This is a genomic window from Flavobacterium sp. LHD-80 (assembly GCF_030929605.1).
GTDB lineage: Bacteria > Bacteroidota > Bacteroidia > Flavobacteriales > Flavobacteriaceae > Flavobacterium.
On the sequence record NZ_JAVFVS010000010.1, the window covers coordinates 248,947 to 261,659 of the forward strand.

The window sequence follows — 12,713 nt, forward strand, 5'->3', positions numbered from 1 at the left end:
TTAATTATGCTGAAATTTAAATACATCGCAATCATTTTTCTTTTTTCTGCTGTGGCATTCAGCAGAACTAATATTTACGTAAATCAAGTTGGCTATAATCCTAAAAGTCAAAAAATAGCCATAATAGGAGCTAAAGGCGATTTGAAAGCGAATTCAAGTTTTGATGTTATTGATAGCAAAACAAATAAAACAGTATTTGCTGGATTAATTGGAAAAGCGCAAAAAGTAGAGGACTGGAATCTTGGGGAAATTTATTATAAAGCCGATTTTTCATCTTTTGAGAAAATTGGAAATTATAAAATTACTTTCAAGATTGCGGACCAAATTTATGAATCTGCCAGTTTTTCAATTGAAGAAGATATATTGGCAAAGCGAACCATTTCGTCAATTGTACATTACTATAATAAGCAAAGAGCCAATACGTCGGAAGAACTTGAAGCCGACAAAAACATGTTATTATTTGGCAGCACAAAAAGAGTCGATGTTCATGGCGGATGGTGCGACGCATCTGGCGATGTGAGTAAATATATGTCGCATTTGGCTTACGCCAATTTTGTTTCGCCACAGCAAACTCCATTAGTGACTTGGTCGCTTATTAATACATCTGAAGCAATTCCTGAAAAACTTGAACAATGGAAAATAAAAGATTCATTAGACTCCGAAGCCATTTGGGGCGCTGATTATTTGATGCGTTGCCTGTCTGATGAAGATTATTTTTATATGATAGTTTTCAGTTATTTTGACAAAAATCCATCAGCAAGGAGAATTGTTGGTCTTAAAGCCAATAGCGTAACTACAGATGAATATCAGAGTGCTTTTCGCGAAGGCGGCGGAATGGCAATTGCATCATTGGCTAGAATTTCGCAATGGAAAAAATACGGCGATTTTACTTCTAAACAATATCTTGACGGAGCCAAACGCGCTTATGCACATTTATTAATAAACAATGCCAAATATGATGATGACGGAAAAGAAAATATTATTGACAATTACTGTGCTCTAATGGCTGCAAGCGAATTATGGATTGCTACAAATGATAATTTCTACAAAGAAGAAGCACGAAAATGGGCGCATACTCTTGAAAGTAAAATGAGCGATAAAGGCTGGTTTAGAACCAATGAAACTGACCGTCCGTTTTGGCATGCCGCAGACGCAGGCTTACCAGTTGTGGCTCTGACAAGATATTTGAAAAAAGAAAACGACAATAATGAAATTAAAGCGGCAAAAAACGTTATAAAAAAAGCTTTAGAATATAATTTGACTGTTACCAATAATGTAGAAAATCCGTTTGGTTATGCTAGACAAACGTTTTTGTTTGAGAATAAATTAAAAGACGGCTTTTTTATTCCGCATGAAAATGAAACCGGCTGGTGGTGGCAAGGTGAAAATGCAAGATTAGCATCATTAGCTACAGCAGCGATAGAAGGCGGGAAAATAATTTCAAAAAAAGATTCTGAGAAAAAACCGCTTAATTTATACTCCTCACAGCAATTATCTTGGATTTTAGGCTGTAATCCTTATTCAGTATGTTTTTTATATCAATTTGGAGAAACTAATGTTCCGTATATGTATTCAAATTATGGACATGGTTCAGAGAAAGGCGGAATTTCAAATGGCATTACTGGTAAAGAAGGAAACCCAGACGGATCAGGAATAGATTTTAAAATGGATGTTGACGGAAATGACGAATGGCGTTGGACAGAACAATGGATTCCGCATTCAGCTTGGTTTTTACAGGCAATTACAGCTTTGGTCGAAAATAAAAATTAGGATTCTATTAGAAACTATAATTACGATTAAATGAAAAATTCAATATTAGCAATTATCTTATTGATTACAAGTTTTTTTCTTCAAGAGAATTGCTTCGGACAGGGCAAAAAATCAAAATTTAAGGCTTTAGTTTTGTACGAAAACGGCGGACATCATTTGCCTTTTACTTTAGCCGCGAAACCTTGGCTGAACAAGCTGGCAATCGACAGCAGTTTTACAATTGATTATATTGAAAATACCCAAACAATAAACGAAGCGCTTTTAAAACAATATAAGGTTTTTATACAACTCGATTATCCTCCTTACACTTGGAGCGAAGAGTCGATGCAAGCATTTCAAAAATACATGAACAGTGGAAAAGGTGGCTGGGTAGGTTTGCATCATGCAACTTTACTCGGAGAATTTGACGGATACCCAATGTGGCAATGGTTTTCTGATTTTATGGGAGGAATAAAATTCGTGAATTACATTCCAACTTTTGCTGACGCCAAAGTAAAAATTGAAGACAAATTGCATCCTGTATTAAAAGGAATTCCATCTAACTTTTTAATACAAAAAGAAGAATGGTACATTTATGATAAAAGTCCGCGTGCGAATGTTCATGTTTTAGCTTCTGTAGATGAATCTACTTATGTACCTAATTCACAAATCAAAATGGGCGATCATCCTGTAGTGTGGACAAATGATCATTTTGCTTCACGAAATGTTTACATATTTATGGGACATTCCCCAGAATTATTTAATAATGAAGCCTATAAAACACTCTTGAGAAATTCAATTTTCTGGGTAACTTCTAAAAATTGAGAAGTATTACTGTACGTTTTGTTTTTTTCTTTTATTGCTGTAATTTCTTTTCCAAAATAAAAGAAACACAATCCCCATAAATAATACCAAAATATCAATTTTCATAATTAAAGGTATTCGCATTATGTGATCGTTATAATAGCTTCCGCCTAGTAAAGCGCCACAGCCTATTCCAATTTCCATAGAAATATACATGGTTGCAATTGCTTTTCCACGATGCTCCGGCCGACTTAAATCTATAGTCCAAGCGTTTATAGCAGGTGATAATATGCCCGTTCCCATTCCGTAAAGCGCAGCACCAGCAAGCATGACATTCAACTCCTTTCCTTCACTGATTACAAATAATGCAAAAGAAGTTATAATTAATCCAATCAGAATAACATTTGTACGTCCGTAACGATCAGAAACTTTTCCAGCACCAAAACGTACTAAAACAGAAGCAATTGTAAAAGCAGTAAAGAATACGCCTTTGTTTTGCGCTCCCAAATGTTGGCTCCAATCTGGAATCAATGTCAAAATCAAACCATATGCAGTATAAGAAAAAAATGTAATAACTCCTGCAGGAAGTGCTCCTCTATCAATAATATCCTTTCGACTAAGATAGAACATAGATTTATGAAGCTTTTCTTTTACCGCCAAAGTTTCTTTCATATTCATCACAATAACAATGGATAAAAAAGCAAGAAAAGAAGAACTGTAAAACATAACCTCAATACCAAACGCATTTACAACCATTCCGCCAATTGCAGGTCCTAAAGCGCCACCAATACTAAAACATAAACCGTGCAAACCCAAGGCTTCTCCCCATCGCTCCTGAGGAATAATATCCGCCACATAGGCTGATGTTGCCGTAGGTTTAAATCCTGTTGAGAAACCATGTACTAATCGCAAAAACAAAAATCCCGAAACCGAACTTAATATTGGATATAAAAATCCACAGATAACGCAAACGGTTGATCCAACTGCCATTACTGGAACTCTCCCCCATTTATCTGTAAGTTTTCCACTAAAAGGACGTGAAATTCCAGCTGTAAGTGTAAATAATGAAATAATAAAACCTTTATACTCTGCTCCACCTAAACTGCTTAAATAACTAGGAAGTTCCGGTATAATCATATTAAAACTTGACGAGAACAAAAGCGAACTCATACAAAGCAAAATAAATTGAAGGGTATAAATAGATTTTTTATTTTGGGCCATTATCAGGTAATTAGAACATTTTCATCAAAGAAAATAAAGAAATGATTTCGCGATGCAAATATACCTTTCTATTCTAATAAAGTCTGGGAAATTTATTTAAAATGATGAACCGAAAATCTACTAAATTTGAGTTAATCCAATGAAGAATTTTTGCAGGTTTTAAAAAACTTGTAAGCTCTTTTTTCTGCATAAGAATAAGTTGAATTTCGCAACGGAAAAGCACAGTGTCCTCCATATTTTGGTGTTTCCAGATAAACATATTCGCTTTCTTTAGCAATTGCCCGTGGGTAACATCTTTCTCCTAAAAACGGATCATCAAGAGAATTGATAATTAAAACCGGAGTCGTAATATCTTTAAGTGAAAATTCAGGAGAAACACGCTGATAATAATCATCTCGGCTCGCAAAACCATGCAATGGCGCTGTAAAATAATGATCAACTTCGTCAAAAGAAGTAATATTATCGATCTGATCGCTATTTATAAAATCAGGGAATTGTGTTGCTTTATGTTTAAGTTTTCTTTTAATATCAATTGTAAAATTCTTTAAATAAACCCTATTAAAGCCTTGTTTGAGCACCTCGGCGCTTGTCGCAATGTGAGTTGGAACTGAAATCGAAACACCGCCTTTTATTCGCTTATCAATTTTAGTCCATCCAAAGTAATTCAAAAGTTGCACACCTCCCATTGAATATCCAATCATATAAACATCCTCAAATCCTTTTTGCAGCACAAACTGAACAACTGCATCCAGATCATCGACTGCGCCATGGTGATAAAGTCTTGGCAAACGATTCATTTCTCCTCCGCAGGTACGATTATTCCAAGCAAAAACTGAGAATCCTTTCTGTTGAAAATAAGCAGCACAACTATTATTGTAAGTTCTTCTTGAATCGCCTTCTAGACCATGGCATAAAATAACTGCTTTTTTAGGATCGTTTAATATAAAGTCGATATTGATAAAATCTCCATCCGTCAACTCCAATTTTTCTCTTGTGTATCCTGGAACGTCAAACTTTTTAATCAAAGCAGCATAAATAGTAGAAACATGCCTGTTTCTATGAATAATAGAAGGAAAATTATATTCTGATTGTTCAATTACTGGCATAATCAAAAAGTTTTTGGGTGCTTTATACAAAGCTACTAAATCAATCAATATGTAATCAAAAACTTTCTTTTTTTTATCTATAAATTTATTCTATGCTGAACAAAAATCTTGTATTTATTTAAATTTTACAGATATATCATTTCTATCTATTTTTTCGGATCATAAAGCATAGCAGTACATAAACAGTTTTTTCTTTCTTTACTCATTAATATCGGGCAGTTTACACATGTTTTACAACTCTCCCAGAAAATCTCATCCGAAGTCAGATCAGAAAAGGTAACGGGCTCAAAACCGAGTTCATGGTTCATTTTCATTACGGCTCGCCCTGAGGTTAAACTAAAAATGCGAGCGTTGGGATACATTTCACGGCTCAACTCAAAAATTTTCTCTTTAATTCTTTTAGCAAGTCCAGTATGTCTAAATTCAGGCGCTACAATTAATCCCGAATTAGAAACATATCTATCATTTTCCCAAGAAGAAATAAACGAAAAACCAGCCCATCGACCATCTGAAGCAAATGCTATCACGGCTTCTCCTTTTTTTATTTTTGTTTCCAAAAGTTCTGGAGAGCGTCCTGATATACCCGTGCCACGCTCTATAGACGATGATAGCGTTACCTCGCAAATCTGTCTGATCCAAAAGGTATGAACCGATCTTGCTTTTTCAACAGTAAATTCAACTGAATTTTCATTTCCTTCAGCAGATAAAGCAGATTCATTATTACAAAATGCAGTAGAAAAGAAACTTTTCTTATTCGTTAGATTTATTTTAGGATCAATTATTGGGCTTATAATTTTCATAATCGTTTTGATAAATTTTCATCAATTTTCTTTACAGTTTTACGCTATTTGAGAGATTAGCAAAATAGCAATAAAGGAAACTATACTAAACACCATTATGTTTATAATCCTATCTTTCTTTTTCATAGATTTATTTGATATGTATAATTTGGCAAGCTCTTTTCTTCTTGTTTTATTTGCTTTCATATTTTTGATTTTCTTATTGATTTTACAAAATGACTGTCTTTGTTTTACTCTAAAAACAAATCACATGCCAAAACAAATCAAAAACCATCAAATCATTGATTATAAGCGGGGTACAAAATAAGCACAAGCTGTTTTTATCAGAAAATTATCAAAATGAGATGATTAGCTTTTCAAAATGAGAGGAATATGTAGAGATGTATTTACCCTAAACTAATAATTGGTAGTTATATCAAATTACAATAACTAAAATCATAACATTAAAAAAACAGAAAATTTCATGTTTTAAAAAGGGTATAAAACAAAAAAGCTACTCGATTGAGTAGCTTTTGTTGTGATCCCAGAAGGATTGCAACTATAGCCCGCAACCCGCATCTATACTATGTTTTCATTAATTTCAAATACCGTTTTGCCACGGTTTTGCCACATTTTTTTGATCGTTTTTAAAAACAGCTAAATATAGAAAACAAAAAACCCACTCGAATTGAGTGGGTCTGCTGTGAACGCAGAAGGATTCGAACCTAAGGCTCTAAACCCGCACCAATTCTATGTTTTCAATGATTTCAAAAACCGCTTGCCACGATTCTGCCACATTTTTATTTACCTTTTTAAAGCAACTTATTCTATTGATTTTAGACAATATTATAATATGACGCAAAGTTAATCAATTCTTACTTATTTACAGTATACATAACAAACAATAAAAACTGCTTAATCCAAATTTACATTTTTAATTGACCGCTAAAACCTATTGAGAATTACTTGTATTCTCAAACTAAACTTTTATTTTTGCCTGCTCAACTTTAATAATATCAAAACATGAAAGATTTAGTAGCAAAAATTAATGCAGAAATCGAAACTTTTAAAACAGAATCAGAATCACTTATTGAAAAAGGTGTTAAAGCAGCCGGAGCAAGAGCACGTAAATCTACACTAGAAATTGAAAAACTTTTAAAAGAGTTTAGAAAAGTTTCTATTGAAGAATCTAAAAAATAATTCATTATTACTTTTTATTTAGCAGGCCTTTCAAAATTCTGGAAGGCTTTCTTTTATATGTAAAGATGATCATAAATCTTTCATGAAGGAGAAACCGTTGTTGCTTGCAATTGTTATCAAAGGTTGGACAGTTTCTTTAAGCAGCAAATAATCAAATCCATTTTTACCTTCTAAATCAGGAAAAACACTTAGATATTCCTCTAAATATTTGTTCTTCGAATTATGAGTTTTGACTATTTCATAAGCTGTTTTTTGAAGATTATAAAATTTATCAAAATACTGCTTCACTGATGGAAGTTTATCTCCTTTAGAAGAATTAAAAGTTTTGTCAATTGGAATTAAGTTCCATATTAAATCATGAGATACAAATGCATGAGGAATAAAATGATCCAAAGCATACTTTTTTTCTTCAAAAATTAATTTTTTGCTGGTAAAAATGCAGTCTACTGCACCCAATTCATTAAAAACTATTTTCCAGTATTCATTGGTTTGTTTAACTAAAGAATTTCTGGTTATCGACTTGCTGATTTTATTTGGAATATCTGGAACATTTGGATTTCTTTTTTGAAGAAAAAGTGACAAATTCCAGAAACAAAAATCTTTTAATATTTTAGAGTTAAATTGTAAATAAGAGACCCATACTGGATTGATCTCAATATAATCTTTTCCAAGTCGATAAATACAACCATGCTCAAAATTTTGAGAAAGGGAATAAATTTCACTGCGCGTGCCTGTAAACCAAGATGAAATAAACCAATGCGGAACGTTTTTATCAAAATGATTTAGAATTTTTATTGTTTCAATCTTATGTGTATTTTCTAATACAGCGTTTATTTTATTTCTATTTTCATTTATGGTAATGTTTTCTATATTTAGAATCGCTTTTACTGAATCCTGAATAAGATCTTGTTTGCCAAAAGAAACGTGAAAATAATTAACTGTATGCCACGAATTACTTATCATTCTCGAGAACAATCTTTGTTTTTCAATTTTAGTGTTTCCTTCCTCAACTAATTCAAGAATTGCCAGAAACCAATAAAATTTATAAGTAGAAGATGTACTCGAAAATACCGATGATAATTTATCTATTTGAAGATGTTCGGAGTTTGGAAGATTCATAAACTTTATATAACTGTAGAGGTATTCTACTAATTTACATTAACTAATCACAGATATTCAATATTTTTTAAATATTCAACTAATTTTTCAAGTTCAAAAAAACTTTCTTTTGCTAATCGATTCATTTCTTTGGTCTCTTGTTCAACTAAACTCCGGTTTTCGCTTAAATTATCTTTGTTAGGAATAAAATAATTATCTCCTCCATATAAATGAATCGAACTGTATTCATGAAATTCATTTAATTTGTCTGTGAAATTATTTATCAAAACCTGAAGTTTGATATCCGTTACTCTATTTTTTATTAGTCGAGCTTTATAAATAAAGCTTATGCTTTTACTGATTGCATCTTTTTTATATCCATACCAAGAATTCTGTTCATAAATATCTTCATGAAAACTATCTAAGTCTAATTCTCTTAATAATTTCTGAATTATTTTTTTATCGCTTTTTTTAGGAACAAAAACATTTAATTGTTTTTTAAGATTTTTTAATTCATATAATAGAATAAAAACAAGTAAAACTAACGAGATTATGATTGAATATTGCCAATTCTTAAAAATATCCGGAAGTGAAAAATAAGAAGTTAAATAGTTGAGAATTATGGGGATTATAAAAATACTTAAATACCATTTATCTAATATTTTTTTCATTTTTTAAAAAGTTGCTTTTCTAAAAGCAAATATAGATTTATCATCTTACAAATTCAATTTAGTATCTATTGATTTTGAAATACTATAAAGAATACCAGGTCTTTCATCATAGTCATCATAATAATCTAGATGTATTTTAATCTTTGATTTATAATGATATTTGATGCTTTGAAGCAAATATTTTTTATCATCTGCATTAACATTATCTGCAACTACGTCGCTGACAAAATCGTTTATGTATTCAAGCAGTAATCTAAATTTTTCCAGATGATATACATCCTCCAATAATTCTTCTTCATTTTCAGTTTTTTCTTTTTTATATAACTCGAGAAATTTACATAATCCATCTCCCCCTAAATATATCTTTTCGCTCCTTGTTATAGATCCTACTTCAATAAATTCATAGTCGTTAATATCTGTTCTGATAACATCAAGTTTTCCATTTAAATAATTAACTATTTTTTTTTGATTCTCATCCAACTTTTGCTCATTCAATTGATCCTGTATAATTTTATTAGCTTTTATTTGTTCGAGTAAAGCATAATATACTAATATGGCTCCTACAAATCCAACAATTGGAGAGGTGATTCCTCCAATTGTATCTCCAATATTACCTGTTTCTGAAAAATCAATTAAACAAACTTTTCTTGTCATTAAGTATGGCAAAAACACTACGAGTAAAGCACCTAAAATTAGAACCGCCAATGCATTCTTTTTCATAATCTACAGATTTCTTTTTTATATTAAATAATCAGGGAAGTTTCTGTTGGTAATATCTTTCCTTCTCTCAATAAATCTGCTGGATTATTTATTATTTCGATCCTTGGATTTTCTTTATTAGCATCAAAAACTCTATAAATGTAATAATTGCTTCCGTGTTCCAGCATGAACTTCCATTCATTCACTGATAGAAATACCACATTCTTATCTGATGAAGGAGTCCCTTTAACATCAATGAATTTTTTAACACCATTTTCTATTAACGAAAAATCATAAGGCTTACCGCTTTCCTCATTTTCATTTTCCCATTTAATTTCTGTATAATTATTTTCTTCTTCGTTAAGTAATTTATTAATCAATCCTTCACAAAAAAAACCTACATCACTTCTAAACTGTTTGTCTTCTACTGCAACATAACTTTCATTTTTTATAAAATCCTCAGCGCTAAAAGATCTTATAGATGTGGTGATTTTATTTATATCAAAATTTCCAAATTCTGTAAAAGGCGTAAAGGGAGATTTATATTGAAAATTACCATCATTATCATTACTTTCATCATACTCTTCCTCAACTGTAGCAGAAGTATCTTTTTCTATTACTTCAGAAGAATTAATCTGTAAAGTAGTTTCATTATCAGCTAAAACTTGCTTAACAGTAAAAGATCTTTTGCTTTTTATTTCAGAATCTTCAATTTTCATTTCTTTCGCCCATTCATAAATCTCATTATCATCGCTTTCCAATAGTAGAAACCTTAGAATTTCACTATCCCCATACAGGTTTAAAGTTTCACAAATCTCTTTTATGAAATTTAGCAGAATTCTCTCGCTTCTCCAGGAACCTCGATAATAAAAATTATTACCTTCTTTAAATACAGTTACAACAGGACCTTTAATAAGATCTTCCATATGCATAAAAGATAGGATAATTTCTTGAGCACTGTAAAAGTCAGTTCGATCTATAATACCGAACATTCTCTCAAACTCATCAGGACCATCGTCGATACATTTTTTTTGTACATATGCTGAAAAAAATGGAAGCACTTCTTCAAATCTCTTTTTAAAAGAGTTATCTATTTGACCTTTTTTTAATTCAGGTAAAAATTGTTTTATAATTTGTACCCCAAACAGAGACATCAAACTACCGAGCTTTTCTTTTTTACAATTCTCTGGAATATTAATTAATTTTAAAGAACTAGATTCATGTGAAAAACCGTCAATTGTTATCCATTTCAATTCCGCTACAGGCTCAAAAGAATTCCCTATTGCCAGAAGTTGATTTTCGGAACCCCAATTTCGAATTAACTGAACTGTATCTTCGGCAAAATCAGGCAATAATTCTGAGAGTTTATTGTATATTAATCCAATTCTATTAATGGATTTTTTACTTATGATTCCATCTTTCGATTCATCAGATATTAGTTTTAGGATTGTTAGATAATCTTCAATTTCCAATTTGTTTTTAAAATTGAATATATTACTCCATCCATCTGTAGGACGTTCATCGCAATCAAATACAGGAAAATGATCACCAGCAATTTGTTTAATCTCCCTAATATTTACATACACTTTATTTGAATATTCTAAGCCTTGACTAGTTGTCGGAATACATTTTGACTGGCTTACAAACCATCGGAAATAATTTGGAACACTTTTGGTAAACTGATTATGTCCATTACCTGTTCCATATCTAAATATTGCTGGCAAAGACAATTCTTCATATCCGTTGCCATTTGAAAGCATATGTTTCCAAAATATCTTACTGTAGTCATGATTTTCCACAATTAAATTAAGGAATGATGGAATCTTAATCATTCCAATTACATTGTGAGAACCAAATCCAAAGCCGACCCCATTTCTTGCCAAATTTTCGCATTCATCAACCCAGTCGGAATGTGTGATTTGTTTAACCTTTGCTAGAGTATTATTGCCATTAATAGTTTCGATATCAATTTTATTCTTTACACGGATCATCTTAAAAAAAACACCCCATTCAGCTGCTGAGTATTTAGTTTTCAAATATTCCTCAGAGATATAGTTTAAATCTTCAATTATACCTTCAAGTGCTAGTTCGGGATAGTAAACATTTGAAAGATAACAGTTTTGTGCTTGCTTAAATATAATTTCTTCTCCCTTAATTCGAATTTTAAATTCACGAAGCGATTCAATCATTTCAGCATCCAAAAGATTGTTTTTATACATCTTATGCAGATAGACAGTATAATCTAAATAATTATCATTTGTTATAAAGCTATCATTCTTAAGATTTGGAACAATTACATTTGTTATAAAAGAACTATCAGAAGGTTCCTTTATTCCCAGCCTTTTTAACCATTCATAAACTTTATCATTCTGTTCAATTTTATAAAACACCTCAGTATGTATAATGGGAATATCCCCAAGATCTGTAGAGGCACTAAAAGAACCTGTAGGAAAGCAAATTCCAGTTACAGGGTTTTTAAGTTGTTTTTCCTCATCATAAATAAATGGTAATGTTTTCATCATTTGAAACCACTCCCCTTTGCTATCGCTATCAGAGCGGTGCATTAAGAACTCTATTAGCTGAAAATTTTGCTCAACCTCATGTCTTGTAGTGAATGATTCTGAAGTAAAAAAAGATTCAAAATTATCAAGTTCAAAAGTATGAACTCCTAATCCTTGAAGCTTTTCCGGTTGTTGAATTCTGGCATTTACAAAACTGCTTTTTTCAAAAATTATATTTTTCTCCTTGGCTAAATAGTCAGTTATTGAATCGATATTAATAAATGATTGATGAGACAATCCAGTTTTATCATATAGCACCTGTTGAACCATTTTAGGTATATTATCTTCTGAAACTATGAACGCACGGAGTTTACTATTTTTTTCGTACCCATTGTTAAAAGAGTTTTTTAACTTATCATAAGTTTCAGGAAATTTATTAGGAAGTAACCTTAAAACTTGATAAGAGTATTCTCCTAAAGCTAAAAGTTCAAACCATTCAAAAGTTTTTTCAGCAACTAATTCAAACAACCATTTATTCCAGGCTGAATCTTTATGAAGTGATTCTCTTGAAGCATTGGTAATAAAATTTCCATTCACTATAAATGGAAAATTCATATCATTAACTTTTGTTGGCAAATAAGTAAAAATAAGCCTTTCATCTTTACTGAGTATTTTTATATTACCATCTTCCACTTTAGCTGCGAAGGATATTTCAGTGATCTCGATTTCTTTTAGTTTTTCAGGAGTATCATCGTCATTATTTATTGCTCTTAGGATGTTACTGCTCGTACCTTTCATCTTATCCAGTATGTACTGGTGGTTCAGGTTATCAAAACATCCTTCAATGTCGGCATCTAAGACCATGACTTCTCCTTTGCGGAGTTT

The 12,713-nt window shown here is 31.5% G+C and carries 10 protein-coding genes; 3 read left to right on the forward strand and 7 right to left on the reverse strand.

Annotated features, from left to right (window positions below):
* The first annotated feature begins 6 nt into the window (after nt 1–6).
* Nucleotides 7–1,770, forward strand: a complete 1,764-nt coding sequence (locus RB619_RS14720; RefSeq protein ID WP_308098740.1) for a glycoside hydrolase family 9 protein — start codon at nt 7–9, stop codon at nt 1,768–1,770.
* A gap of 30 nt (nt 1,771–1,800) precedes the next feature.
* A complete protein-coding gene (locus RB619_RS14725) occupies nt 1,801–2,574 on the forward strand; it encodes a ThuA domain-containing protein (protein WP_308098742.1) in 774 nt (257 codons plus the stop codon).
* 6 nt (nt 2,575–2,580) lie between these two features.
* Here RB619_RS14725 and RB619_RS14730 read toward each other — a convergent pair whose 3' ends face one another.
* From RB619_RS14730 to RB619_RS14740, 3 genes are all read right to left on the reverse strand, one after another.
* Nucleotides 2,581–3,774, reverse strand: coding sequence for an MFS transporter (locus tag RB619_RS14730; RefSeq protein ID WP_308098744.1), 1,194 nt, complete (start codon nt 3,772–3,774; stop codon nt 2,581–2,583).
* 131 nt (nt 3,775–3,905) lie between these two features.
* Nucleotides 3,906–4,880 carry an alpha/beta fold hydrolase gene (locus RB619_RS14735; protein WP_308098746.1) on the reverse strand — a complete coding sequence of 325 codons (975 nt, stop codon included), beginning with the start codon at nt 4,878–4,880 and terminating at the stop codon, nt 3,906–3,908.
* A gap of 146 nt (nt 4,881–5,026) precedes the next feature.
* Nucleotides 5,027–5,680: a GNAT family N-acetyltransferase gene (locus RB619_RS14740; protein WP_308098748.1), complete on the reverse strand. Its 654-nt coding sequence runs from the start codon at nt 5,678–5,680 to the stop codon at nt 5,027–5,029.
* A gap of 1,002 nt (nt 5,681–6,682) precedes the next feature.
* Here RB619_RS14740 and RB619_RS14745 point away from each other — a divergent pair.
* Nucleotides 6,683–6,859 (forward strand): histone H1, encoded by a 177-nt coding sequence (locus RB619_RS14745; protein WP_133525787.1) that lies wholly within the window; start codon nt 6,683–6,685, stop codon nt 6,857–6,859.
* Between the two features lie 69 nt (nt 6,860–6,928).
* Here the strand turns inward: RB619_RS14745 and RB619_RS14750 are convergent, their stop codons facing one another.
* From RB619_RS14750 to RB619_RS14765, 4 genes are read right to left on the reverse strand one after another with little or no spacing between them, the layout of a single operon-like run.
* Nucleotides 6,929–7,978 (reverse strand): HNH endonuclease domain-containing protein, encoded by a 1,050-nt coding sequence (locus RB619_RS14750; RefSeq protein WP_308098752.1) that lies wholly within the window; start codon nt 7,976–7,978, stop codon nt 6,929–6,931.
* Between the two features lie 47 nt (nt 7,979–8,025).
* On the reverse strand, nt 8,026–8,628 hold the full coding sequence (locus RB619_RS14755) for a hypothetical protein (RefSeq protein WP_308098754.1): 603 nt from the start codon (nt 8,626–8,628) through the stop codon (nt 8,026–8,028).
* A 45-nt stretch (nt 8,629–8,673) separates the two neighbouring features.
* Nucleotides 8,674–9,348: a hypothetical protein gene (locus tag RB619_RS14760; RefSeq protein WP_308098760.1), complete on the reverse strand. Its 675-nt coding sequence runs from the start codon at nt 9,346–9,348 to the stop codon at nt 8,674–8,676.
* Between the two features lie 23 nt (nt 9,349–9,371).
* Nucleotides 9,372–12,692 carry a protein NO VEIN domain-containing protein gene (locus RB619_RS14765; RefSeq protein ID WP_308098762.1) on the reverse strand — a complete coding sequence of 1,107 codons (3,321 nt, stop codon included), beginning with the start codon at nt 12,690–12,692 and terminating at the stop codon, nt 9,372–9,374.
* Nucleotides 12,693–12,713 lie beyond the last annotated feature (21 nt).

Coding starts and splice junctions, on each gene's coding strand:
- RB619_RS14720 (WP_308098740.1), top strand. CDS start 7: ATGCTGAAATTTAAATACATCGCAATCATTTTTCTTTTTTCTGCTGTG.
- RB619_RS14725 (WP_308098742.1), top strand. CDS start 1,801: ATGAAAAATTCAATATTAGCAATTATCTTATTGATTACAAGTTTTTTT.
- RB619_RS14730 (WP_308098744.1), bottom strand. CDS start 3,774: ATGGCCCAAAATAAAAAATCTATTTATACCCTTCAATTTATTTTGCTT.
- RB619_RS14735 (WP_308098746.1), bottom strand. CDS start 4,880: ATGCCAGTAATTGAACAATCAGAATATAATTTTCCTTCTATTATTCAT.
- RB619_RS14740 (WP_308098748.1), bottom strand. CDS start 5,680: ATGAAAATTATAAGCCCAATAATTGATCCTAAAATAAATCTAACGAAT.
- RB619_RS14745 (WP_133525787.1), top strand. CDS start 6,683: ATGAAAGATTTAGTAGCAAAAATTAATGCAGAAATCGAAACTTTTAAA.
- RB619_RS14750 (WP_308098752.1), bottom strand. CDS start 7,978: ATGAATCTTCCAAACTCCGAACATCTTCAAATAGATAAATTATCATCG.
- RB619_RS14755 (WP_308098754.1), bottom strand. CDS start 8,628: ATGAAAAAAATATTAGATAAATGGTATTTAAGTATTTTTATAATCCCC.
- RB619_RS14760 (WP_308098760.1), bottom strand. CDS start 9,348: ATGAAAAAGAATGCATTGGCGGTTCTAATTTTAGGTGCTTTACTCGTA.
- RB619_RS14765 (WP_308098762.1), bottom strand. CDS start 12,692: ATGGTCTTAGATGCCGACATTGAAGGATGTTTTGATAACCTGAACCAC.